We start from the raw sequence: 23,321 nt of genomic DNA, 5'->3' as shown, positions 1-23,321 counted from the left end.
CGTGCATGACTTCCGGCGCCGAGGTGAGGGGACTCACCAGTAATAACGCACAATTCGTCTGGCTGTCGCTGAGGGCGCTCGGTAGACTTTCCTGGTGTTCAATAACTATCGGGAAATTCTGTCGCTTCCCGGTGCTCTCAAGTTCTCCTTGGCCGGTCTCGTCGCCCGAATGCCCATCGCAGTGCTGGGGCTGGGAATCGTCCTCTTCATCCAGGGCGTGACCGGGTCGTACGGCATGGCGGGCATCGTCTCCGCCGTCTACATGATCGTCCAGGCGCTTGCGGGCCCCGGGATCGCTCGCCTCGTCGACCGCCTCGGCCAGGCGAAGGTCATGGTGCCCATCGTCATCACCCACCTCATCGCGTTGGCGTTGCTCATCGTCTCCGTGTACGAGGAATGGTGGACGGGATTCGTCTTCGTCTTCGCCGGCATCGGCGGCGCCACGGTCGGTTCCGTCGGTTCGCTCGTGCGCTCACGCTGGTCGCATATCGTCGACACCCCGAAGAAGCTGCAGACCGCGTTCTCGTGGGAATCGGTCGCCGATGAGCTGATGTTCGTCTCCGGGCCGGTTCTGGCCACGGTGCTCGCCACCGCCGTGTGGCCGCCGGCCGGAATCATCCTCTCGATGATCACCGTCGGCGTCGGCTCGCTGCTGCTCTACATCCAGAAGTCGACCGAACCCCCACCGGTGGAGCGGACCACCGAGGCGAAGGGCCACGTGTTCTCGAATCCGGGCATCTTCGCGATCATCATCGTCAACATTTTCCTCGGCGTAAACTTCGGTGCCATCGACGTCATCGCCGTCGCCTTCGCCGACGAACTCGGCGTGAAGTCCTCTGCCGGTGTGCTGCTGTCGTGCCTGGCGCTGGGATCGCTCATCTCCGGCGCGCTGTACGGGGCCCGCAACTGGCAGGCCGCCGTCCATCACCGCTTCGGCGTGGCCGTGTCCGCTCTGGCCGTGGGCGCATGCCTGATGCTGCTGGCCAACTCGATGATCACCTACGGCATCATCCTCATCGTCGTCGGATCCGCGATCGCACCGAGCCTCATCGGCGCGAACTCCGTCATCGAGCAGCTCGCTCCCCCGCGCAGGCTCACCGAGGCATTCGCCTGGTTGGGCACCTCGCTGGGCTTCGGCGTCGCCTTCGGATCGGCCGTCGCCGGCAACATCATCGACGCCTTCGATGCAAAGACCGCGATGCTGCTGCCCGCCGGCTGCGCAGTGCTGGGAGCGATCATCGCACTGTCGCTGCTGAAGCTTTTGAACCCTTCGCGGTCGAGTCACGAAGCGCGGCTGGAGAAGGACCGGCGGCGCGAGCGAGTTGTGGAATCGTAAAGCGCGCTGGGGCGAGCGCTTGCGCGATCGCTGTCTCGCGCGCCGGTGTCACGTGCAATGGGCGGCAGTGCCGCCTGCCGGCGACCGCCTCGGCGAGCATCCGTCGTCGTCAGTGCCACGCCCTCGCGTGAGTCTCTTTTCGCACCGGCCGGTGCGCATCCATCACCCATAGCGAGAGAACACCCCGTTGCGGCGGGGTGTTTTCGCGTTTGCGGGAGGTGATGTACGGAGGCGGCGACGGCCCGCTGGCTCAGCCCGGCCGTGGTGGCCCGATCGCGAGTCCACGGGAACACGGAACGGCGGGGCCGCCTCGGCGATGTCAAAGATCATTGACATCTAGATGTCAAACATGCTTTACTTATTGATGTAAAGAGAAGTTGACATCAAGGAACGGTATGGAAGTTCAGACCTCGGACCTCAAGCAGGTTCGCAAGGCTGCGGGACTGACGCAGGCACAGTTGGCCCAGCTCACCGGGGTGTCGCGGCAGACGATCATCGCGACCGAACGCGGCGCCTACGCCCCCAGCGTCTATCTGGCGCTGCGCATCGCCCGAGCCTTGGACACGACAGTCGAAGAGATCTTCTCACTTCAGGAGGAATCGTCATGAACAACATCAGCGGCAACAAGAACCGCCCCAACGCCTTTGCCGACAGAATCGCCGGCTTCGACGACCCCTCGATGGGAGACGAACGCGAACGCGACGTCATTCTGCGGGCATATACCTTGGGGGCCGTCGTCTCCACCTACGTGTTCTTCGCGCTTGCACTCATCTTTGCCGTCTTCGGCGCGGGAATGTGGAGTGTGCTCATCGTCTTCGGCTCCATGGTGACCAGCATCGTCATCTCTGCATACTGCCAGCGTGAGAATGTGGACTTCTCCATGTCGATGGCTCGCGTCTCGCCGAGGCGGCTGATCGTCGGCAATATCGTCGGCGCCCTGTTCGCCATCGTTTGGGTCGGTGCAATCGTCTTTCATATAAGCAACGGCTACCCGCTCATCGATGTCGGAATGGGCAATCAAACGATGCCAGGTGCTCCCTCCAGCACCTATTCCATCGCGATCGGCGCTGCGTTCGGCTTCATCGTCGCGCTGACCATCATGACGATCTCCCGGGTACGAAAAATCAAGCAGGCCCGCGCCGAGGCGGCCGCCGCCGCTGAGATCGAAGACGAGGACTGATTCCGCTCGACTGTTGAGGTTTGGTGCTAGAGGCTCGGCGCTCAAGCATCAATCACCCTCGGCGCAAAAACACCCCGCTGCAGCGGGGTGTTTTTGCTGTCTGCGGTGCGACATACCACCTAGTTGCCACTGATACGCTTGAGACTCCGTGAAAGAGACCGAGGAGGTGGTACCAGTGAACGCAGTTTCGAAGGTGCTCCCCTATGGAGTCACGGTCGGACGGTAGGTCGTCCGGGAGCGCCGATCATTCATCGCACTCCCGAAAGGCACGACCATGCATTTCACCTCCGAACAGCACTTCGACGGGGATTTCGTCGAACGTCAATTCCGCCTCGGCGATACTCCGGGCATTCTTTGGACTCCGTCCTCCGCATCTGAAACCGAGCCGGTTCCGATCATTCTCATGGGTCAGCCCGGCGGCATCGGCATGGAGCGGATGTACCCGCGACTGATGGCACGCGCCCGCAGCGCCGCGGCACTCGGGTTCGCATCCGCTTGCCTCGAGATGCCCGGTTCGGGTGAGCGTCCACGCCTCCCCGGCATGGATCAGGCACGCAATCGGCTGCGTTCTGCGATCCTCGCCGACGAATCACCCTCCGCTGATGTCATCGACGAGCTCATCTTGCCGCTCGTCGAGCAGGCAGTTCCCGAATGGCAGTCGCTACTCGACGAACTCCTGCGCCTTCCCGGTCTTGCCGACCGTGTCGGCTTCTCCGGCGGAGTGATTGCGATCGCTGTCCGGCTGGCTGCGATCGATTCCAGGATCGCGGCAGCCGGGCTCTTCGCCGGCAGCTTCATTCCCCAGTCGACCATGGAAGAAGCCCGGCGCGTGACCATTCCGCTGCACGTCCTCCTGCAGTGGGATGACGAAGGCAACGACCGTGCGGCCGCCCTCGAACTCTTCGATGCTTTCGCTTCAACCGAGAAGACGCTCTACGCCAATATGGGCGGACACACAGGAGTCCCGGAATTCGCCGGCGAGGATGCCGCCCGGTTCTTCGCCCGCCACCTGAAATGAGCTGACCGCTGCGGCGGGGGCCCTGGGGACGAGGAGATACTCCATCGGCCCCGCCGCGTCAGGCCCAGTCCTTCTTCGCCGACGTCTCGCCGACTCCAGCGTTGAAGACGTTGTGCGGGTCGAGGTTCTTGAAGTGCGCTTCCATCTCCGGCGGCACAGGGTAGAGCCGGCCGTAGTTGTGCTCGGCGGGCACGGCCGCACCGCGGGCCTCGAGCAGCTCCGTCATCTGCTGCTTCAGCGCCACTGTGTCGACGCCTTTCTTCGCCACGTGGTCCTGGTGGAAGACGTGGCAGAAGAAGTGTCCGTAGTAGGAGCTGATGTGCAGCTGGTCGGCGATCTCGTCGGGCAGCACCTCGAGCCAGTCCTCATCATCGCGGCGCAGGGCCACGTCGAAGGTGATCATGTCCGAGGAGTCCTCACGGTTGAGGTTGAAGTACCGGGTCGCCGCACTCGCGGCACCGAAACGATGCAGCATCGCGGACTGAGCCTCATCGGCACTGCACACGAAATAGTCACCCTGGTGGGCCGCCTCGGCGAAGAAGTCATCGAGGAACGCACCCATCCGATTCTTCTCCTCGGCGCTGACGACGAGGAGAAGATGATGCTCGAAGCGGTCGCGATACTCGAGCATCCGCTTGGGCAGCTGCTGCGGGAGCAGGCCGAACGCGTTCTGCGCGATCGTGTCGGCGACGGTCTCGCCGAAGAACGGCAGCTTCGCGAACACGCCGTTGGCCCAGTTCTTCAGCGCGAACAGCTTGATCTGCTCGCGGCTGCCGGCGTGCTTGACCGAGACGAACGTGTCTTTGCCGTACTTCTCGGCGAGGTCGAACGAGGGTCGGCCCATGTATTCGCCCGAGATCGGCAGCGGCATCTCCGAGGTCAGTATCGCCCGTCGCAGATCTTCGAGTTCGGCCGGGGAATTCGTGCCGACGTAGAACGTGGTCGCTCCCTCTTCCTTCGGGAAGGTACGGGTGCGCACGGCGAAGACCATGAGTTTTCCGGCCGAACCGGAGGCCTCGTACAGGTAGTCGGAGTTCGAATTGAATCGAGCCGGTGAGTCGACGATCCTGCGGACCTGCTCGCCGTATTCGGTCTCCGTCGTGTCCTCCGGGGCGGGCGTGACCCCGGCGGGGTCCCAATCTCCGCGCTGGAGTTTGTCGAGGATGTGGGCGGGGTCGTCGCCGAGCTCCACGCCGAGGTGGTTGACCAGTTCGAGTCGCCCCGCCTCGTTGACGCGGGCGAAGATCGCGTGTTTCGTGAACGCCGGACCTTTGCGGATCTGGGAGCCGCCGGAGTTGTTGGCGATGCCGCCGATGACGGAGGCGCCGATCGAGGACGAGCCGATGACCGAGTGGGGTTCGCGGTGGAACGGGGCGAGCGCCTCGTCGAGTTCGTACAGTGTGGATCCGGCCAGGCAGATCGCTTCGCGGGCGTCGTTGATGAGGTAGATCTCGTTGATTCGCAGGGTCGAGATGATGACGATCGGACGGTCGTAGTCCTGCGCGCCGGGGCCGGAGCCGCCGGTCAGGCCGGTGTTGGCCGACTGCGGTATGACGATGAGGTCGTTGTCGACGCAGACCTGCAGGGCCCGCCACATGTCGACGAGGCTGCCGGGTCGCAGCACGGCCAGCACATTGCCGCCGCCGAAGCGGTTGCCCTTGGCGTACGGTGCGGTCGCCCGCGCGGAGGTGAGGACGTGGCGCGGCCCCATGATGTCGATGAACGCGTTGACGGCTGGGGACTCCTGCTGACGCTGACGTCCGAACATGTTTCTCGACCTCTCTCACGGGGTTGCGTTCTTCTTGTCATCCTAGATCCTAGTTTGCAGCTGCGACCGGGTCAGATCCTTTAGATACGTCCGAGACGTGACAACCTCAAAGGAATGCCGACCAGGCATAGACAAGACCAAGACCGACGACGCTCCCAACGCTCGTCGTCACGCTGACAGACTTCACCGCACCCTTCGTTGTCTGACCAAGCATCGTCTTGACCATCCAGAAGAAGTTGCTGTGCACGGTCATGAGGAACAGGGAACCTGAGGCTGCCGCCATGGCGATAAGGACCGGATCGACTCCCGTCGATGCGGCGACAGGGGCAAGAAACCCGGCGGCTGTAATCGAGGCGACCGACACAGATCCGATTGCCGTGTGTAGGACGACTGCGAGCAACCAGGCCAAGAGAATAGGCGACGCAGCGTCGGCTTCGAACATGCTTCCAAGGATGTCTCCAAGACCTATCGACTTCACCATTTCTGCCAATGAGCCGCCCAAACCGGTAAGTGCAAGGATCTCACCGCTCGCGGCGAACCCCGATTTAAGCGTCGCAGACACGCATTCTTGATTCCTATGCACGAGCAGCAGGATGTAAGCCATAAACGTTGCGCAGAACATGGCGATCGTCGGAGCCCCGAAGAAGTCCATGATCGGTATGTCGATCGACAAGTTGGTCAGGATTGACTCCGAAGCGATGAGGACCAGAGCAAGGAACACCGGACTGATCGTCAACCACAGGGGGAGTCGGCGGGGCGCATCATCTTCGGGCTCGGAGTCGTCGACCGGTCCGGTGTAGGTCTCCTCATCAGTTGCAGCGTCCCAGAAGCCGAAGCGAAGGAAGAGAGTCTTCATGATGGCGATTGTGATGATAATGCCGAGCACTGCGGTGATGATGCCGAAGGCCAGGAACCGAGGGATTGAGATCTCGAGCAGTGAACTCAGCGCCAAGGATCCAACACTGGGGATCATCATCGTCAGTCCGAAAAGAATGCCTGCGCACATGGCCGCCGATATGATCCCCGTTCCAGCCCGTCCGATACGACGGGCAACTGAACGTCCTACAGGAGCAGTGATTACGAAGATCACGTCGGAGAAGATCGACTGCAACACAGTTCCGCTTGTGATTCCCAGCGCATAGGGAGCGAACCGCTTGCCGGAAACCGCCATCAATGCGGCGACCAGGCCTTCAATCGCGCCAAGTTTCGCAAGCAGCTTACCGAGAAGGACGCCGAAAACGATGAGCAAGCCGATCTCGGCCATAATGTTGCCGAACCCAGTGGCGATGATCTCCGTCGTTGAGCCGAACCCTTGACCAGTTGCGAGGCCGAGATACCCGGCCCCGATGAGCAACGCAAAAAGCGGGTTGATCTTGAGCGCCAGAATCAAGACGATGACCCCGGCGACCGTGATGAGTGTGTGCAGTACTGTAAGCCACTCGGCCATAGTTGAAAACTCCTGATTCTTCATTGAATCCGGACCCTTCAAGTGGGTCCGAGTTTGACGGTGTTGTTTCGCTGTGCCCTGCTCAGGTTCGCGAGTCAAGCCATTGCGCGGAACGCGCGGTTCCCCCAGGGAGAGTGTCGAGGAATTCTCGAGCAAAGGTGTCGTGGCCGTGTCCACTGATTGCCTCGAGTGCCCGTGTCATGTCTCCAGACAGAACAGCAGCACGCAGCTCCCGGTGACGGGCAACATTCTCGCTCGGCGTCTCGACAATGTTGAGACGCCTGAGATTCAGTGACATACAGAGTTTCACCTGCATAGTTATCTGCCGGTAGCTCGCAACGATGCGAGAGTTGCCACATAGTTTGACCAGCTCAGTGTGAAAGGCATAACTGGCTTGGATACGACCGAACTCGTCGTCGCCGTCCTCAAACTCATGAGCCAGGCGACCCAATGCAACGTCCAAGTCCTGAGTGTCTATTTTGGTGATGTCGTCGGAATATCGATACAGATGGGTGACAGCCATCTGCTCGAGGCCCTCACGAAAGGCGAGGATCTCGAATACATCGTTCTGGCTGAGATCCGCGACGCGTACACCAGCACGCGCTCGGCGAATCACCAACCCAGAACCTTCGAGTATCCTCAGTCCCTCACGAACTGGAGCTCGGGAGACACCTAGTCGACTACAGAGATGCTCCTCGACGATGCGGTCGCCTGGTCCAAGTTCCCCGCGGAACACGAGTTCGCTGATTTTGTCCGCTGCCAGCTCGGCCAGGCTTGGACTATCGATGATCGAATCCGTCGCCCGTGATGGTGCCATCATCCGCTTGTCCCTCCATTCTTGAGCGAGTGCCTCAACGATGACGTGCAACTCGCCCACTGATAGCCTATTGTAGACAATCGACAGTGACTTGCAACACAGTGAGGTGGACACAATGACCCAGACGACATATGAATCGATGACCGTCTCGACGGACCCCCCAGGCCCTCTCTCAGGAATCACAGTTCTCGAGGTCGGTGTCTTTATCGCCGGACCGTTCGCAACGATGCAGCTTGCTGATATGGGCGCACGAGTGATCAAGATCGAAACCCCTGGCACAGGAGACTCGACTCGAGCGTCCGGGCCGCACATAGGCGGAGAATCCAGCCCATTCATGCGCCTGAACCGGAACAAGGAGTCCATCGTCCTTGACCTCAAATCAGACGCAGGACGAGCCTCTTTCAGGGCTCTCCTCAATACAGCAGACGTACTGGTGGAGAACCTGCGCCCCGGATCTCTCAAGAAGATGGGCTTCGGGTACGACGATCTCAAAGACGACCACCCGGGACTGGTCTACGCTTCGGCATCCGGCTGGGGACAGGACGGCCCACTTGCCCCACTGGCCGGACTCGACATCATGGCCCAGGCGCGGTCGGGGCTCATGAGCATCACTGGCTTTCCCAACCAGCCTCCGGTCAAGGTCGGAGTCCCGATCTGCGATCTCACCACCGCACTCTATATGGCCCTCGGTATCGTATCGGCACTCTACGAGCGCAGAACTTCCGGGCGGGGCCAACATCTCGATGTATCGCTCTTCGAATCCGCCGTCTCTCTCGCGGTTTGGGAAGCCGGTAGTTACTATGGCGCAGGCAAGGTGGGGCGGCCCAACGGGTCGGCACATCAGGCGCAAGCACCCTACCAAGCGGTGTCGGCCAAGGACGGTTATGTGACTATCGGGGCGAATACACAGGCCACCTGGCTACGTTTCTGCTCGGCCTTCGACCTCGCCTTTCTCGAAGAGAACGAATTGTTCTCCGAACCCACGACGCGCCTGGAAAACCGGGAAGCACTCATCGCGATCATCGAAGAAGAGTTCGCCGAGCGCGAGGTTGAGGAAATCCTCGAAGAGATGAACAGAGTTGGGGTTCCCGCAGCCCCGATCAATGACTTCGAACAGGTATTCAATGACGATCACCTCAAGGCCCGCGACTACTTCTGGGACTCACAGCACCCCACTCTCGGACCGGTCAGACAGCTGGGCAATCCGATGCGCTTCTCCCGCTCGCAACTCACTCGCGGTACAGCGGGCCCCTCTCTGGGAGCCGATACGGACAATGTTCTTGACGAACTAATGGAGCAGGCGGAAGGAGACCGGCGATGACAACAGCAGAAATTCTCACCGAGGTGCGTGATTCCGCTCTCCATGTCACCTTCAATCGGCCCGAAGCTCGGAACGCAATGACCTGGGAGATGTACCAAGGTCTCGCCGAGGCGGCGGCGAGAGTCGATGACAATGAGAGCCTCCGGGTACTCGTCCTCCGTGGAGCCGGTGGGCGGGCATTCGTCGCGGGGACGGACATCGCACAATTCCGAGGCTTCACCGGTGAGAACGGGGTCGCCTATGAGAAGCGAATCGACGAAGTCCTCAGCGCGCTCGCCTCGGTTGCCAAACCTGTCGTCGCTGTCATCGACGGACACTGCGTGGGAGGGGGGCTGGGGATTGCAGCCTGCGCAGACGTCCGGATCGCCTCCCCTGGCGCATCGTTTTCGGTTCCGATTGCGAAGACGCTCGGAAACACCCTTTCGGCAAGTACCTTGCGCAGACTCGTACGAGCCTTCGGCGAACCCCGTGTGGCTTCGATGTTGCTGACTGCCAGGCGAGTCGATGCGAAAGAGGCTCTCGCCAGCGGTTTCCTCACCTCCGTCGAAGAGGATCTCGATACTGCCGCTGGTCGGACCATCGCGAGCATTACCAGCGGAGCACCACTCACGCAGTGGTCCATCAAAGAGAATCTGCGCCGCCTAAATTCTTCAGAACCTGTTGACGATTCCGATGTCGTCGCTGCAGTTTACGGCAGTGAGGATTTCGCTGCGGCCGTAGAATCATTCCTGGCGAAAAAGCCGATGGAGTGGCGTGGGCGATGAGTATGGCGTCCAATTTCGTCTAGGCACGCAAGCTCCCAGAACCACCCGACGGCCCAGATACCTGGCGCCAGGTTGCTGGGCCGCCGTCGGGTAGCAATTAGGGGTGTTTGGTGGATATGGCGACTGCTGTGAGGCAGGTCAGGCAGATGACCGCCACCGCCGCTAAAGACACCGTGTACGACAGCGCGGGCAGCAGGGCGGCGAGCACCGTGGGCAGCAGGAAGCCGGAGTACGCCAGCGAATAGTAGACCCCGGTGATGCCGGCGAGCTCCTGCGGTGAGGCGATGGCCTGGACGATGATGAGCCCGGAGACCACACAGATTCCGTACGCGACGCCGAGCACGATCGCCACGATGAACGCGAGGATCGGGTCCGCCAGGGGTGCGGCCACCGCACCGAGCCCCATCCCCACGGTCATCAGCCCGAGTCCGACGACGAGCGCGCGCCCGCCGGTCAGCCGGTTGATCCACGGCACGATGTTCTGCACCAGCGCACCGGCTCCGAGCGTGACGACGGTGAGCACCGTGGCGTACAGCGTCGTCCACTCCCCCAGCTCGCCCTGCACGATTGCCGGCATCACGGCATAGGCGACCCCAGCGGCACCGAACACCCACGGCGCGGCCGGCACGATCAGGCGCAGGAACGTCCGATGCGCGACGAGCGGGACGCGCAGACCGTGCCACCAATGGCCTGCTGCCTGTTGGTCGCGCGGCATCGATTCCGGCGCGAAGATCACCAGGATCAGTGCGGCGAGGTTGAGGACTCCGTGCACGGCGTAGGGCACGACTTCGGGCACCGGCCCCCATTGGGCCAGGCATCCGGTGACCGCCGCACCCATGGCAAACCCCAAGGTCAGCGTCAGTGAGGGCCGCCGGGCACCGGCAGTGATTCCGGCCGTGTGATCGAACGGCGGGGCCGAGAGCTCCTTGATCCAGCTCGTGCCCACCGACATCGCCACTCCGACGCCGATTCCCGCGAGCACCCGGCCCAGGCAGAGCAGCCAGAACAGATCGAAACCGAGCCCGAGCCCGAGGCTGCCGGCGATCGCGGCGAGCGATCCGGCGATGAGGACCGGTTTGCGTCCGTGCCGATCCGACAGCGCCGAGGCGACCAACAATCCCGGAATGAGTCCGCCCACGTACATCCCCAGCAGCAGGTTCGCCTGCCAGATGGCGTATCCGCCGTCCTCCTCATACATGTGCACGAGCGGGGTGAAATGATTGCCGCCCCATGCGAGCAGGAACATCGCCGGGGCCACCATCAGCCACGCCCGTGCCCGCCGTGGCCGTTCCGGCCCACGATCGGGAGCCACCTCACCGAGGTGGGACCTGGCAGGGTTCGGAACCGGCGCTTCGATGTCCGTGGCGGGGGCCGCCTCGGTGTGGATATTCCTATTCCCGGTGGGCACTGCCTCGGCGGCGGTATCGGTCGTGGAGGTCGAGGGGTAAGCGGTCATGGTCCTCCTCAGCGGGACTGCGGGAAGTGGGAGCCTTCGATGTGGTCGCGGACGAGGCGGGCGAAGCCTTCTGCGTCGCCCGCCTCGGCGCGGTCGGTGAGCGTTTCGTGCTCGGTCAGGAGCGTGTCGAGGGTGTGCGGCGCGTCGATGGCGACCTGGAAGGTCAGGCGGGCCAGGCGCGGGCCCATGGTCGTGAGCATCTCGGTGACGATGGCGTTGTCGCCGCTGCGGATGAGGCGGGCGTGGAAGGCATAGTCGGCGCTGGCGAAGCCGAGCGGATCGCCCCCGTCAAGTGCCTTCCTCTGCTCGCCGAGCAGGGTGCGCAGATCGGCGGCCAGAGCGGTGAGGTCGCCGCCGTCGGCCAGTGTCTCCACGGCGTCGATCTCGAACATCGAGCGCACGGCGAGTAGGTCGCGGCGCTCCTTGCCCGTCACGGTGGTCACGAGCGCGCCCTTCTTGGGGACGAGGCGGACGAGGCGCCAACGCTCGAGCTGGAGCATCGCCTCCCGGGCGGGGGTGCGACTGGCGTTGTGCGCAGCGGCGAGGTCGGTCTCGATGAGGAGGTCGCCGGGTTCGTGTCGGCCTTCGATGATCTCCCGGGCGGTCGCCGCGGCCATCCGAACGGCGATCGGAGCAGAGTCGTCGATGCGCTGCCAGGGCAGTGTCAGCAAATCATTCACGAGCCCACAATAACAGATGCATACATTGATGCATGCATCTGATCTCGCTTATGTAAACAGCTGAAAACTGCTACATTCATTGACGGCCCTTTCCGGCCACCAGCACCGCATCGACGAAACGACACGCGAAGACCCACGTCACAGGGAACTTCTGACACGGCACGATCGAGCATTCAACCGCCGAACGTCAGGAGACTTCATGACCTCATCCGTCAATGCCCGCCCGCGATCTGCCGAAGGGTCCGTTGGCCAAGCCGCCTCGTCGAAGCCCCGCGGCACCGGGTGGATGATCGCCGTCGCTGCGGCCGCGGCTTTCCTCGCCACCTTCAACGAGACCTTCCTCAACGTCGCGTTCACACCGATCATGGCCGACCTCGGCGTCGATGTCGCCACCGTGCAGTGGCTGACCACGGCCTACCTCCTCGTCGCGGCGATCTTCGTGCCGATCGCCAACGTCCTCTACCACCGGATCCCGACCCGGGCGCTGTTCGTGTCCGTCACCGCGATCATGGTCTTAGGGTCCGTCGTCGGTGCCCTGGCCCCGAGCTTTGCGGTCCTCCTCATCGGCCGTCTCCTCCAGGCCATCGGCACCGGACTGCTCACCCCGATCGGCATGAATATCACTCTGGCCGCCTCCCCGCGGGAGAAGCTTGGGATGAACATGGGCATCATGGCCGCGATGACGACTCTCGGGCCGTCGCTGGCCATCGTCGCCTCGGGGATGCTGCTGACCATCGCCCCGTGGACGACTCTGATGTGGGTCTTCGGCGCACTCTGCCTCGTCGTCCTTCTGGCCGGCGGGGTCTTCCTGCGCACTGTCGCCGAGCTCGGGCGCCCGAGGTTCGACGCTCTGTCTTTCCTGCTGGTCGCGGTCGCCCTGGTTGGCATCCTCTACGGAGTCACCGCAGCCTTCGGCGGTTCGGCGCTCGTCGCCGGCAGTGCCGGAGTTGCCGGTCTGCTTGCGCTTTGGGGTTTCATCGCCCGGCAGCGTCGCATTGAGCACCCGCTGCTCGATCTGCGTCCTTTCGCCAGCCGCCCCTTCGTCCTCGGCGTGGTCATGACGATGCTCGGACTCGTGTTCGTCTTCGCCATGAACGTCGTCATTCCCCTGTTCCTGCAATCGGCGAAAGACCTGGCTCCGATGGGCGCCTCTCTGGCGTTGGCCCCGGGCATTCTGCTCACCGTGGTTCTCGGCCCGGTGGCCGGGCGACTCTTCGACCGACACGGCGGACGCTGGTCGATCCCGCTCGGTTTCCTCGTCATGGCTGTCTTCGTCACTCTCGTCGGAGTCGCCGCCGGGTTTGATTCCGTACTCGTCTTCGCGCTGCTGTACATTCCGGCGGTGCTGGCCACGGCGTTCGTCATCGGCCCGGCCCAGACCTTTGCGCTGTCCAGCCTTGATCGTGAGACGAGCCCGCACGGCGTCACCGTGGTCTCGACGAGCTTCCAGATCGCCGGCTGCGTCGGCACCTCTCTGGCAGCCGGCATCTATGGCGCCCTCAGCGGTGCGGGGGCCGCGGCCGGTCGCGGTGAGGCGGACTTCCCTGCTGCTGGGCTTCCACGGTGCTGTCGGACTCGTCGTGGCCACCTCGGTGATCGGCATCATCTTGGCATTCCTCGCCAACCGTTCGGTGCGCACCGCCCGCGCCAGCGCCTGACCCCAATTACTACCTGACGGCGGCCCAGCAACCTCGCGCGAGGTTGCTGGGCCGCCGTCAGGTAGTAATTATCGGGAGGGCACTTGGCCGGTAGTCAGCAGGTGGGTGAGTACGTCGGTGACGGTGGCGACCGCGTGGCTGCCGTCGGCCCTCTCCACCAAGGCCAGCTGCACGCTGTCCTCCCGCATCGCCTCGAACGCCCGCACCACGGTCATCGATCCGTCCACGACGGTGACGGGTCGGGCCGCCTCGGTGATGGGAGCATCCTCGGCGAGTCCGAGGACATCCCTGACATGCACCACATGACTCAGCGGGCCGCCAGCCTCGGTGCGCACGAGGATGCGACGGTGACGGTCGTGGCGCGACGCCTCGCGCACCTCCCCTGCAGTCGCTGCCGGACCGACGGCCGTCGGCTCCGGGCGACCGGCCACGAGCTCGTCAAGTGTGAGCCGGGTGAGGTCGAGGGCTCCGAGCAGAGCCTCCGAGGACTCCTTCTCCAAGGTTCCCGCCTGCGCCGAATGCTGCAGCAGCTGCCTCAGGTCCTCGGGCGTGTGCGCCTGATCGACCTCGTCGACGGGTTCGACCTTGACCAGGCGGAGGCACGCGTTCGCAGCGTTGTTGAGCACATGCAGCAGCGGGCGAGTGAGGAACATGAACGCCCGCATCGGCAATGCGAGCATGATCGCCGAGCGTTCCGGATGCGCCACCGCCCACGACTTCGGCGCCATCTCGCCGACGACGAGGTGGAGAAAGGTGACGATGATGAGGGCGAGGACGAAGCCGACGATGTCGGCGATCCACAGCGGCAGGCCCAGCGCCTCGGCGACCGGGGTGATCCAGTGATGGACGGCCGGTTTCGTGATCGCCCCGAGCGCCAGGGTGCAGGCCGTGATGCCCAGCTGCGACCCCGCCAGCAGCACCGACAGTTCGGTCGAGCTGCGCAGGGCGGCTCGGGCCGATCGGCTGTCCGCGGCCGCGTCTTCGAGACGGTGCCGTTTGGCGGCGATGAGCGCGAATTCGACGGCGACGAAGAACGCGCTGAGGCCGATGATGGCGATCGTGATCGCGGCGATGACCCAGGGATTGCTCATCGTGCCACCTCGATTCCGATCCGCAGCCGCGCGGGCACATGCGTGGCCACCTCGATGACGTGGATGACGAGGCGCTCGGTCTCCGGGGTGTCGTCTCCGCCGAGGTCGGCGGGGTCGATCGGCAGTTCGATCGAGACCCGGTCGCCCACCTCGGGGAATCCGCGGAGGTGTTCGATGACGAGTCCCGACAAGGTCTGAGCCGAGGTGGTCGGCAGTTCTCGTTGGAGGACGCGGGCCACCTCGTCGAGGGGGATGATCCCGGGCGCCGTCCAGGTGCCGTCGCCGGTCTCGATGAGTTCTTCGACGATGTGGTCGTGTTCGTCGGCGATGTCGCCGACGAGTTCCTCGCCGAGGTCCTCCATCGTCACGATTCCGGCGAAGCCGCCGTATTCGTCGACGACGCAGGCCATCTGCTCCCGCCGTTCGAGGAGCGTGGCCACCGCGTCCGGCAACGGGAGGGATTCCGGAACGAAGACCGGGTCGCGCAGGAGGGAACGGACCCCGGTCGCGGTGACGGTGTCGGTGGTGCCCGGTGCCGCCGCGGCGACGTTTTCGGTGGTGCCCGACCCCGCCTCGGCGAGGACGTCGAGGAGGTCGATCGTACCGATCACCTGATCATCGGCGTCGAGCACGGGGTAGCGGGAGTGGCCGCGGCTCATCAGTTCGCGCACCTCGTCCAGGGGCGTGTCGATGTCGATGACGTCGACGCGGGAGCGCGGCACTGTGGCGTGGGCGACGCTCTGCTGCGGGAAGTCGAGGATGCGGTCGAGGATGAGCGAATCGTCGTCGACGATCTCGCCGCCCTCCCGGGATTCGGCGACGATGTGCTTGAGGTCGCGCCGGGTGGCGGAGTGGTCGACGTCGTGGACCGGTTCGATGCCGAGGACGCGCAGCAGGGCGTTCGAGGCTTTGTCGAAGATCGTGATGAGCCAGCCGAAGACGGCGAGATAGATCGAGGTCGAACGGGCGAGCCACGTGGCGAGCGCCTCGGGGCGGGCGATGGCCAGGTTCTTCGGGAACAGTTCGCCGAAGAGCATCTGGATGAGCGTCGAGACGAGCAGGGCGAGGACGGTGCCGATGAGCACGCCTGTGCCGGCAGGGATCGGGGTGCCTCCCAGTGCCTCACCGACGGCGGTGCCGATGAGCGGTTCGGCGACGTAGCCGACGAGCAGTCCTGTGACGGTGATGCCCAGCTGCGCGCCGGAGAGCATGAAGGAGGTGCGGCGGGTGATGGACAGGGCCCGGTCCGCGGCTCGATCACCGGAGGCCGAACGTGCGGCCAGACGAGATCGGTCGACGGCCATGTACGCGAATTCCTGCGCCACGAAGTAGCCGGTGGCCACGGTGATGAGGAGGACGACGAGGAGCCCGATGAGGAGCGAGAGCAGCCAGGTCAACGGCGACCACCTGTTCGCGTGCGCTGTGCCCGATCGATATGGGCGTGCGAAGCGTCTGTGCGCGCAATATGAAGTTGGTCAGAGGTGCTGAAAGTGATGTCCCAGCCGGGACTTCGATAGTCGTCCATGGTCCTTCCGAAAGTGATCAAGTGGGCGGCTGGAATCAATTATCCAGGCATCAGCTGGCAAGAGGCTGTGGACGGCGGCGGCAGGGCCCGGACCTGCCGCGCGCCCTCCATTTCAGCTCACGCAGTCGCGGCCTCATCTCGACGATGGATGGCCAGATCGGTCCGACCGGGGAGGATGGTGTCCTTCAGGGCACGCGTGCCCGCGTACTCGCCGTCACTGAGCCGTCGGTACGGCTTTGTCTGCTCCGAATCGAGCGCGCGAAGTCGACCGGTCAGCCGGTCCTTCTCCTCCTGAACCCGCTCCGGGCTGAGGACGTCGGCGTCGTGGATGACGTGCAGGTCGAACGTGTCGATTCCGACGTACCACAGTGCCCCGTGGGTGAGAGGAAACAGCAGGGATTCGACGTCTCCGCTGATGCCGCGATGCCCGATCGACCGCTCGTCTTCGCCGGCAGTCACGACTACCAGGGCACGACGCCCTGAGAGTCCGCCGTCGCCGTACCGACGCGGAACACCGAGGCGGGGGTCGAGATCGCCGAACGCGAAACCTGCTGTCAGAACTCGGTCCAACCATCCCTTGAGGATCGCCGGTGGCCCGTACCACCACAGCGGAAACTGGACGACCAGCAATTCCGCCGCGGCCAGCTTCTCTTGCTCAGCGGTGACATCGGGCGGCAGCGAACCGGCGCTGAAGGCCTCGGCGTTGAGCTCGACGGTGCTTCCTGATCGACTGTTTCCTGACCCGTCACTCCCCGACAGGCTGCTCCCGCCGAGGTCTCGGTGTGAGAGTCGCGGGTCGAAGTCCTGGGAATACAGGTCCGAGGTCGCGACTCGGTACTGTTCGCCGAGGGCACGCACGCCCTCGGTGAAGAGCTGACCGTTCAATGAATCTGGTCTCGGGTGCGCGTGGACCCACAGTGCGCTGCCCGGCACCGGTGGATGGTTGATCGTCATGTGTCCTTCTCCTTGTCGATGTCTGCGGTCTCTTGTTCAATACCTGCGGTCGGCGCCGCCACAGCCGTCACGACTCGCGTGAGAACCCGGCAGGCGTCGGCGGCTCGGATCTGTCGTTCGGTCACTGCTCGGCCAAGACCATCGCCAGCACCGACGATCGCCCACAGCGAAGCCTCGCCGAGGGTGCCCGCAAAGGGGGTCAGCGCCTCACGGCACCTGATGAGGTACTCCTCCACCGTCCGCCGTCGGATGGCGTCCAGCTCGGGCGAACCGGACAGTGCCGCGATCACGTCTGACAGCTCCCGCCCTTCGATGACGTAGCAGTCGATATAGGCAGCGGCAACGACCTCCGCGACGTCCGAGAGCGTCGGCGATACATCGTCCAGAGCCTCATCGAGAGTCTCCAGGCGACGCTTCTCGAAGGCCAGGTACAGCTCGACGAAGACCCTCGATCTGTCACCGAAGTGGTCATAGGCCACGGGCTTGGTGACTCCGGCCGCCTCAGCCAGACGCGCCAGAGTGAAGCTCTCAGTCCCCTGGGACCGGATCATCTCCCGTGCGACATCAAGCAGCTGCTCATGACGGTTTTCCCTGTTCAGCCGCTTCCGTTCTGGCGCGGCTCGCTCTGCTGCCATGCCCTCCACCTCTAATCTACTATTAGTAGGTTACTCCAAGTAGCTTAGGTTTGTCAGTTCGCTTCTTGGCGGCACCGAGAGTCCGAGGTCGTCACCGCGCTCATCACCGTTCGAACGGGTCGTCCGAGCGCATCCCCCAGCTGAAGCCGCGCTCGTAGAGCACCGCGGCATCATGGTCCAAGCGCGCCGAGGCGGTCTGGTCACCGGCGATCGCCATCCGACTCGACCCGCTCAGGGTATAGGTCACCGACTGCCTCAGAGCCGGTTCGTTCGCATACGCCACCGCTGTCTGTCCCGGCTGCCGCAAGGGTTTGAGCTCGAGGTCGAGCGTGTCGTAGTGGCGTGCATAGGTTCCCGTGAGCAGAGTGCCGTCCGCCTGTCGGACCTGGACCTTGGCACGCCCATCGGTGAGTCGATCACCCAGCGCGATCGTCTGCCACCTCTGGTCGTCGGCGCCTTCCTCTTGCGAGTCCGATGTCTCGATCGTCCAGACTCCCGCCGGTGCGGAAGAATCGGTCGAATGCGTCGGTTGCGTTGCGACAATCGCCGCGCTGAACAGAAGCAGGACGAGCCAACCGGCGATCGGTGCGACGATTCCTGCCATCTTGTTCGCTCTCTCCCCGCGGAAGAGACGAGGGCGACGCGGCGCCTGGAGACCACCGGAGCCGACGATCGCAGACACCGTCCTCAGCCCCCAAGGGGCGATGACGATGAGGGCCAGCACCAGCATGAAAATGGAGAGCTGTTTGCCCGGCATGTCGTAGCCGAGGTTGAGCACGAAGATGAACGACATCGATGCAAAGGTCACCAGTCCCCCGAACAGAGCGGTGCGCCGCCAGATCAGCGCCGCGGCCGCACCTACCTCGGCGACTCCGGCAAGCACCTGAAACAGCGGAGAGAATCCGACCATGCGCGACAGCAGTCCCATCGGGCTCATCTCGCCCAAGGTGATGAGAGATTCTCCGATGTCCGGTGCCCCGAACTGTCCGAGCCCGAGTTTGATCACGCCGTTGTAGATCAGCAGCGCGGCAAGCACGAACCTCACGGCGCCATGCAGCCACCACAGCAGCAGGCGTCTACGCGCTGGCGAGTCTGCCTTTCTGTCCTCACGGCGGGGTGCCGAGGCAATTCCCTTAAACATTGACCGTCTCCTCTTCCTCATTCTCCGGGCAGTCACGAGCAGCTGTGGTCTTGCGCTCGAATCCTGCCGGCAGCGATCATTGAGATGCTAAAGTCGGCCGTAACGGCATAGTCAAGGCCGTTCTTCGAAAAGAGTGGGCGATGAGTTGGAGCACGCAGGAACTCGCTGATCTGGCAGGGACGACGCTGAGAACAGTTCGGCATTACCACGACATCGGCTTGTTGCCTGTGCCGCCCCGAGGAGCGAACGGCTACAAGTCCTACGGGGTCGCGCATCTGACGCTGCTGCTGCGGATCAGACGCCTCGTCGATCTCGGCGCTCCACTTTCGGAGATCCGCGAGATGGACCTCGCCGGAGGCGGACTCGGCGACGCCGACGCCTATGTTGACAAGCTGCGCGAATTGGCCGACGAGACCTCATCCGCGATCAGACGCCTGCAGACCATCAACGCCCAGATCGCCCAAGAACTCTCGGCGCTCACGAACAAGGACAGCGACTCCTCCGAGCCGCTGTCATCAGCCGACGAAGACTTCCTGACAGTGGCGTCACGACTCGTCTCAGAAGAATCAATGGCAGCCTGGAATCAGGTGCGCACGAAGACAGCGGATCATGCAGCTCTCCAGGAGTTCGGCCAGCTGACAGAGGAGATGGATCTCGCGGACGTCCGCCATCTGCCCGAGCGACTCGCCGCTGCGGTTCGCCATCTGCAAGCCGATATCCCTGAGCTCAGCGCGCCCCGATTCGCCTCCAAGCGGGGCCGGAGCTTCGGCCGGCAGGCGTTTCATGTCGCGCTCGCTGAGCTCTACAACTCGACCCAGCTCGAAGTCCTCGCGCGCACAGGGTCAATCCTGCGCGAGCATCCTGCAGACCACGGGTAGGCAAGGTCGAAGCCTTGGGTCTCCTCGCCCGCCCCCCTCACACCACCTCGGGCACCTTCCGCACCGCGCCCCTGTCCGCGGACTGTTCGAACGCGGCGTAGGCGCGCAGCGCGGTCGAGACGCTGCGCTCGCGTTGCCGGGGACGATAGGTGCCGTGCGCCTCGAGACGGTCCCGCCGCCGCGTGAGCTCCTCGTCCGAGACCTCGAGACTGATCGACCTATTCGGGATGCCGATGGCGATGATGTCGCCGGCGCCGACGATCGCAGTCAGGCCGCCCACACCCAGATCGCCTCCGAAAGGTGCCAGCACCTCACGGCACCTGGCGAGGTATTCGTCCACCGTTCGGCGGAGGATGCTGTCGAGCTCTGACGAAGCGGACAGGGCGTGAATGACGTCGGAGAGTTCTCGCCCCTCAACCACGTGGCAGTCGATATATGCCGCAGCAGCGACGGCCGCGACGTCCGCGCGCACGGGCGCCACATCGTCGAGTGCCGCGTCGAGGGTCTCGTGCCGCCAGTGTTCGAAAGCCCGATACAACTCGAAGAAGACTCCAGACCTGTCCCCGAAGTGGTCATAGGCGACGGATTTGGTCACGCCCGCCACTTCGCCCGACCGGCTACGAATCAATCGTGACACCGTTGGTTTGCACCTAAAGTATGCAGAGCACGAGTCCACCCTTCCTGGCCTAGAGGCTGACACGTCGCGGTCACTAATTTGGGATCATGACAACACAGCACAGCGCACACACCGGCGCCCAACAACTCCACACGACACCCTCTCGCCGAAAACTCGTCAACCTGTTTCGGCAACGTCCCTTGACGAGTTTCTTCGTTCTCGCCAATCTGCTCAGTTGGGTGACCTGGACCCCGTACATCCTGTCGCTCAACGGTGTGGGAGCATGGGGCTTCCGGTTCCCGGAGATCTTGGGAACCAGCCAACTGCTGGGCGTGCTGCCCGGAGCCTACATCGGCCCGATCGGATCCGCTTTCCTGCTCACTGCCGTCATTGACGGACGTCAGGGGCTGAAGGCCTGGATGGGGCGCCTGCTTCGATGGAGGGCCGCTCCTATCTGGTACCTCATCGCCGTGCTGGCAGTTCCGGCAGGCATGGTGCTGACAGGCTTGGCATTCTCAGCCGGAAACATCATCGCACCGTCGGTCGCCGTCCTGGCTGCCTACCTGCCCATGCTCGCCTTCCAGTTCATCACCACCGGCCTCGCCGAAGAACCGGGTTGGCGCGATTTCGCCCTTCACCGACTTCAAAAGGTCCACTCCCCACTTAAGTCCGCCTTCATCCTCGGTCCCCTCTGGACCGTGTGGCACCTGCCCCTCTTCCTCACCGAATGGGGCGGCTACCCTGATGCCTCGTGGGTCCGCCTTGCGGCCTTCTCCGTCTTCTGCTGCTCCTTCAATATCGTCATGTCGTGGGTATTCAATCGCACCGGAGAGAGCCTCCCGCTGTCCATGCTCATGCACGTAAGCGCCAACAACTTCGCTTCTGTCATGTGGTCGGAGATCTTCCCCACTCTCGAAGGCGACGGCGATCTGATGTGGACCGCCATGGCGATGGGCTCCACTGTCGCCGCCATACTCATCGTCGTGACAACAAAAGGCCGACTGGGATACCATCCTGTAGAAAACGCCCCTGGTCAGGACCTCAGATGATGTTCGCTGAGCACGGCGGCGCCCGACAGCACGATCGCGATTGAGGCTGCCATGCCCAGAGACAGCATCTCCACAGTGCGAGCGAACCCGACCGTGCCGTTGGCGACTGGTTGCGCGGCTCTGGCGTTTCTGGCGATCACCGCCGGACTCTTCGCCCATGACCCGACAATGCTCGATGAACCGATGACAACGTCATCATGGCTCCTCACCGCAGCAACGCTCCTCCTCCAAGCCGGCGCGCTTGCGGGGAGGGACCGCTGGCCGTTTCGCTCCATGCTCATCGTCTCTGCACTCCCCCTGGCACTGGCAGCGCTCGCACCGAATTCTGCGTTCACTGTCACGATCATTCCGGTCACGGCCTCCGTATTCCTCGCCGGTCTGCACTTCACACTCACTCGAACGATCCGCTGGTCGATCGCCGTCGTCACGTGCGTCGCTCTGGGACAGCTGATCAACCGTCTTGGACTCGGTGACGACGAGGTCCTTCAGACGGTGGTCGCCGCTCTTGCTCAGGCACTGGTGGTCGTGATCGGCCCCCTCCTCCCCGCCTGTGTCCTCTCCTCCCATCGAGCGGCCACCTCGGCCCAGCGTGAGATGCTGAACGCGCTCGCCCGAGAGCGAGAGGCACAGATCAGCGAGGCCATCGCCCACGAGCGATCGACAATGGCACGTGAACTCCACGACATTGCGGCACATCATCTCTCGGGGATCTCACTGATGGCCGCGAGCATTGCCCGGCAGTGCGAGAGTCATCCCGAGGCGGCAAAGGACGGTGCGCTCGAAATCCGACAGCAGAGCCGCGCGGTCCTCCACGATCTGCGCCAACTCGTTGGACTGCTGCGTGAGGATGACGATCAGCAGATCAAGACCTTGGCCAGCATCGAACGCCTCGTCGACACCGCCAACCGGAATGGGAGGCGTGTCGACCTCACCGTCCTTCCCGACGGCGAACGCGATCCCGGACGACTCTTGAGTCCGCTCGCGCAGCTGGCCGGATATCGCATGGTTCAGGAATCCCTGACCAACGTCGGGCGACATGCGCCGGGTGCCGACTCCACAGTCATCGTCGATGCCGGCGATTCCGATGCCCTTCATCTCACCGTCCGCAACACATCACCGACGCAGAGGCACGATTCCGGCGCCGGGGGCAGCGGCCTCGGGATCCTCGGCATGAGCGAACGCGCGGCGCTGGTCGGGGGTTCACTCGATTTCGGCCCCACCGACGACAATGGGTGGGTCACACACATGAGAATCCCCTTCGATCCTGACAGAGGAAACCGATGATCCGCACACTGATCGCCGATGACCAACCGCTCGCCCGCGGCGGGCTGGCCGCACTACTCGGGGCCGAAGATGACATCGAGGTCGTGGGAACGGCTGCCGACGGCGACCAAGCACTCGACCTTGCCCTCGAACTGCGTCCAGATGTCGCCTGCCTCGATATCCGAATGCCGGGTCTGGACGGCATCGAGGTCGCGGCTCGAATATCGGCACCGCAGCTCGATGACCCGATCCCCGTCCTCATACTCACGACATTCGACATCGACGACTATGTCTTCCGTGCTCTCGAGGTCGGCGTCTCCGGATTTCTTCTCAAGGACTCCGAACCCGAGGAGATCCTCAGCGCTCTGCGCAGTATAGCGGAGGGCTACGGGACAATCGATCGGAAACTGACGCGGAGGATCGTCAGCGAATACACCCAGCGCCGCCAACTGCAGCCTGTCGTTGCCTCTCGCGCCCTTTCGGCCGTCACGACCCGTGAACGTGAGATTCTCATGTTATTGGCGCAGGGAATGACTAACAGTGAGATCGCGGACCAACTGGTGATCGAGGTGGCAACGGTCAAATCTCATCTCGCTCGGATGCTGCCGAAGCTGGGAGTTCGTTCCCGCCTCCAGGCCGTCGTCTGGGCGTACCAGAATCACCTCGTCACCGTGCAGGACGCCTAGCGTCTCGGACGCAGACTGAGACCGCAGAGGAAAGTGGG

At 63.6% G+C, this 23,321-nt stretch carries 22 protein-coding genes; 11 read left to right on the top strand and 11 right to left on the bottom strand.

From position 1 onward, the window contains the following. Positions 1–94: 94 nt before the first annotated feature. From HK108_RS16520 to HK108_RS16505, 4 genes are all read left to right on the top strand, one after another. On the top strand, positions 95–1,336 hold the full coding sequence (locus HK108_RS16520) for an MFS transporter (RefSeq protein WP_181272307.1): 1,242 nt from the start codon (positions 95–97) through the stop codon (positions 1,334–1,336). 395 nt (positions 1,337–1,731) lie between these two features. Next, a complete protein-coding gene (locus HK108_RS16515) occupies positions 1,732–1,944 on the top strand; it encodes a helix-turn-helix transcriptional regulator (RefSeq protein ID WP_181272306.1) in 213 nt (70 codons plus the stop codon). Continuing rightward, the gene (locus HK108_RS16510; RefSeq protein ID WP_181272305.1) at positions 1,941–2,516 is read left to right on the top strand and encodes a hypothetical protein; all 576 of its coding nucleotides are present in this window, start codon (positions 1,941–1,943) and stop codon (positions 2,514–2,516) included. The genes HK108_RS16515 and HK108_RS16510 overlap by 4 nt, the downstream gene beginning before the upstream one ends. Positions 2,517–2,790: 274 nt before the next feature. Further along, positions 2,791–3,534, top strand: coding sequence for a dienelactone hydrolase family protein (locus HK108_RS16505; RefSeq protein ID WP_181272304.1), 744 nt, complete (start codon positions 2,791–2,793; stop codon positions 3,532–3,534). Between the two features lie 58 nt (positions 3,535–3,592). Here the strand turns inward: HK108_RS16505 and dld are convergent, their stop codons facing one another. From dld to HK108_RS16490, 3 genes are all read right to left on the bottom strand, one after another. Further along, the gene (dld, locus tag HK108_RS16500; protein ID WP_181272303.1) at positions 3,593–5,302 is read right to left on the bottom strand and encodes a D-lactate dehydrogenase; all 1,710 of its coding nucleotides are present in this window, start codon (positions 5,300–5,302) and stop codon (positions 3,593–3,595) included. A gap of 106 nt (positions 5,303–5,408) precedes the next feature. Then, a complete protein-coding gene (locus HK108_RS16495) occupies positions 5,409–6,773 on the bottom strand; it encodes a GntP family permease (RefSeq protein WP_181272302.1) in 1,365 nt (454 codons plus the stop codon). A 58-nt stretch (positions 6,774–6,831) separates the two neighbouring features. Next, positions 6,832–7,626, bottom strand: coding sequence for a GntR family transcriptional regulator (locus HK108_RS16490; protein ID WP_181272301.1), 795 nt, complete (start codon positions 7,624–7,626; stop codon positions 6,832–6,834). A gap of 55 nt (positions 7,627–7,681) precedes the next feature. Between HK108_RS16490 and HK108_RS16485 the strand changes: the two genes are divergently transcribed. Together HK108_RS16485 and HK108_RS16480 are read left to right on the top strand one after the other, a co-directional pair. Then, positions 7,682–8,887 (top strand): CaiB/BaiF CoA transferase family protein, encoded by a 1,206-nt coding sequence (locus HK108_RS16485; RefSeq protein WP_308423789.1) that lies wholly within the window; start codon positions 7,682–7,684, stop codon positions 8,885–8,887. Next, the gene (locus tag HK108_RS16480; protein ID WP_181272300.1) at positions 8,884–9,651 is read left to right on the top strand and encodes an enoyl-CoA hydratase; all 768 of its coding nucleotides are present in this window, start codon (positions 8,884–8,886) and stop codon (positions 9,649–9,651) included. Before HK108_RS16485 ends, HK108_RS16480 begins: the two co-directional genes overlap by 4 nt. Before the next feature lie 97 nt (positions 9,652–9,748). On the opposite strand, the gene HK108_RS16475 is transcribed toward HK108_RS16480, so the two are convergent. Next, complete coding sequence (locus HK108_RS16475; protein ID WP_229664239.1) at positions 9,749–11,107, bottom strand: MFS transporter; 1,359 nt, start codon at positions 11,105–11,107, stop codon at positions 9,749–9,751. Positions 11,108–11,115: 8 nt separating this feature from the next. Next, positions 11,116–11,787 carry a GntR family transcriptional regulator gene (locus tag HK108_RS16470; RefSeq protein ID WP_181272299.1) on the bottom strand — a complete coding sequence of 224 codons (672 nt, stop codon included), beginning with the start codon at positions 11,785–11,787 and terminating at the stop codon, positions 11,116–11,118. A gap of 199 nt (positions 11,788–11,986) precedes the next feature. On the opposite strand from HK108_RS16470, the gene HK108_RS16465 reads away from it, so the two are divergent. Beyond that, complete coding sequence (locus tag HK108_RS16465) at positions 11,987–13,462, top strand: MFS transporter (RefSeq protein WP_219922510.1); 1,476 nt, start codon at positions 11,987–11,989, stop codon at positions 13,460–13,462. Positions 13,463–13,513: 51 nt separating this feature from the next. On the opposite strand, the gene HK108_RS16460 is transcribed toward HK108_RS16465, so the two are convergent. The 5 genes from HK108_RS16460 to HK108_RS16440 all read right to left on the bottom strand — a co-directional run bounded on the left by HK108_RS16460 (position 13,514) and on the right by HK108_RS16440 (position 18,791). Then, entirely contained in the window at positions 13,514–14,536 is a 1,023-nt protein-coding gene (locus tag HK108_RS16460; RefSeq protein WP_139470433.1) for a CNNM domain-containing protein, read from the bottom strand. Next, entirely contained in the window at positions 14,533–15,933 is a 1,401-nt protein-coding gene (locus HK108_RS16455; RefSeq protein WP_139470434.1) for a hemolysin family protein, read from the bottom strand. Before HK108_RS16455 ends, HK108_RS16460 begins: the two co-directional genes overlap by 4 nt. A 245-nt stretch (positions 15,934–16,178) precedes the next feature. Next, positions 16,179–17,015 (bottom strand): NAD(P)H-dependent oxidoreductase, encoded by an 837-nt coding sequence (locus HK108_RS16450; RefSeq protein WP_139470435.1) that lies wholly within the window; start codon positions 17,013–17,015, stop codon positions 16,179–16,181. Further along, complete coding sequence (locus HK108_RS16445; RefSeq protein ID WP_139470436.1) at positions 17,012–17,650, bottom strand: TetR/AcrR family transcriptional regulator; 639 nt, start codon at positions 17,648–17,650, stop codon at positions 17,012–17,014. The genes HK108_RS16450 and HK108_RS16445 overlap by 4 nt, the downstream gene beginning before the upstream one ends. 103 nt (positions 17,651–17,753) lie before the next feature. Next, entirely contained in the window at positions 17,754–18,791 is a 1,038-nt protein-coding gene (locus tag HK108_RS16440) for a hypothetical protein (RefSeq protein WP_139470437.1), read from the bottom strand. A gap of 140 nt (positions 18,792–18,931) precedes the next feature. On the opposite strand from HK108_RS16440, the gene HK108_RS16435 reads away from it, so the two are divergent. Continuing rightward, on the top strand, positions 18,932–19,669 hold the full coding sequence (locus tag HK108_RS16435; RefSeq protein WP_139470438.1) for a MerR family transcriptional regulator: 738 nt from the start codon (positions 18,932–18,934) through the stop codon (positions 19,667–19,669). A 37-nt stretch (positions 19,670–19,706) separates the two neighbouring features. Here the strand turns inward: HK108_RS16435 and HK108_RS16430 are convergent, their stop codons facing one another. Beyond that, positions 19,707–20,264: a dihydroxy-acid dehydratase domain-containing protein gene (locus HK108_RS16430; RefSeq protein WP_180345704.1), complete on the bottom strand. Its 558-nt coding sequence runs from the start codon at positions 20,262–20,264 to the stop codon at positions 19,707–19,709. Positions 20,265–20,392: 128 nt separating this feature from the next. On the opposite strand from HK108_RS16430, the gene HK108_RS16425 reads away from it, so the two are divergent. From HK108_RS16425 to HK108_RS16415, 3 genes are read left to right on the top strand one after another with little or no spacing between them, the layout of a single operon-like run. Continuing rightward, positions 20,393–21,334 carry a CPBP family intramembrane glutamic endopeptidase gene (locus HK108_RS16425; protein WP_139470440.1) on the top strand — a complete coding sequence of 314 codons (942 nt, stop codon included), beginning with the start codon at positions 20,393–20,395 and terminating at the stop codon, positions 21,332–21,334. A 51-nt stretch (positions 21,335–21,385) separates the two neighbouring features. Further along, positions 21,386–22,618: a sensor histidine kinase gene (locus HK108_RS16420; protein ID WP_181272298.1), complete on the top strand. Its 1,233-nt coding sequence runs from the start codon at positions 21,386–21,388 to the stop codon at positions 22,616–22,618. Then, positions 22,615–23,283, top strand: a complete 669-nt coding sequence (locus HK108_RS16415; protein ID WP_181272297.1) for a response regulator — start codon at positions 22,615–22,617, stop codon at positions 23,281–23,283. Before HK108_RS16420 ends, HK108_RS16415 begins: the two co-directional genes overlap by 4 nt. The last annotated feature ends 38 nt before the right edge of the window (positions 23,284–23,321 follow it).

Origin of the sequence: Brevibacterium sediminis, from assembly GCF_013623905.1 — a bacterium.
Taxonomy (GTDB): Bacteria; Actinomycetota; Actinomycetes; order Actinomycetales; family Brevibacteriaceae; genus Brevibacterium; species Brevibacterium sediminis.
Note: the sequence above shows the minus strand (reverse complement) of the source record. Positions and strands in the feature narration are given on the sequence as shown.

Bases quoted from the DNA above. Each gene is read 5' to 3' on its own strand.
- HK108_RS16515 (WP_181272306.1), top strand. From the start codon at position 1,732: ATGGAAGTTCAGACCTCGGACCTCAAGCAGGTTCGCAAGGCTGCGGGA.
- HK108_RS16510 (WP_181272305.1), top strand. From the start codon at position 1,941: ATGAACAACATCAGCGGCAACAAGAACCGCCCCAACGCCTTTGCCGAC.
- HK108_RS16505 (WP_181272304.1), top strand. From the start codon at position 2,791: ATGCATTTCACCTCCGAACAGCACTTCGACGGGGATTTCGTCGAACGT.
- dld (WP_181272303.1), bottom strand. From the start codon at position 5,302: ATGTTCGGACGTCAGCGTCAGCAGGAGTCCCCAGCCGTCAACGCGTTC.
- HK108_RS16495 (WP_181272302.1), bottom strand. From the start codon at position 6,773: ATGAAGAATCAGGAGTTTTCAACTATGGCCGAGTGGCTTACAGTACTG.
- HK108_RS16485 (WP_308423789.1), top strand. From the start codon at position 7,682: ATGACCCAGACGACATATGAATCGATGACCGTCTCGACGGACCCCCCA.
- HK108_RS16480 (WP_181272300.1), top strand. From the start codon at position 8,884: ATGACAACAGCAGAAATTCTCACCGAGGTGCGTGATTCCGCTCTCCAT.
- HK108_RS16475 (WP_229664239.1), bottom strand. From the start codon at position 11,107: ATGACCGCTTACCCCTCGACCTCCACGACCGATACCGCCGCCGAGGCA.
- HK108_RS16465 (WP_219922510.1), top strand. From the start codon at position 11,987: ATGACCTCATCCGTCAATGCCCGCCCGCGATCTGCCGAAGGGTCCGTT.
- HK108_RS16460 (WP_139470433.1), bottom strand. From the start codon at position 14,536: ATGAGCAATCCCTGGGTCATCGCCGCGATCACGATCGCCATCATCGGC.
- HK108_RS16450 (WP_139470435.1), bottom strand. From the start codon at position 17,015: ATGACGATCAACCATCCACCGGTGCCGGGCAGCGCACTGTGGGTCCAC.
- HK108_RS16445 (WP_139470436.1), bottom strand. From the start codon at position 17,650: ATGGCAGCAGAGCGAGCCGCGCCAGAACGGAAGCGGCTGAACAGGGAA.
- HK108_RS16440 (WP_139470437.1), bottom strand. From the start codon at position 18,791: ATGTTTAAGGGAATTGCCTCGGCACCCCGCCGTGAGGACAGAAAGGCA.
- HK108_RS16435 (WP_139470438.1), top strand. From the start codon at position 18,932: ATGAGTTGGAGCACGCAGGAACTCGCTGATCTGGCAGGGACGACGCTG.
- HK108_RS16425 (WP_139470440.1), top strand. From the start codon at position 20,393: ATGACAACACAGCACAGCGCACACACCGGCGCCCAACAACTCCACACG.
- HK108_RS16420 (WP_181272298.1), top strand. From the start codon at position 21,386: ATGCCCAGAGACAGCATCTCCACAGTGCGAGCGAACCCGACCGTGCCG.
- HK108_RS16415 (WP_181272297.1), top strand. From the start codon at position 22,615: ATGATCCGCACACTGATCGCCGATGACCAACCGCTCGCCCGCGGCGGG.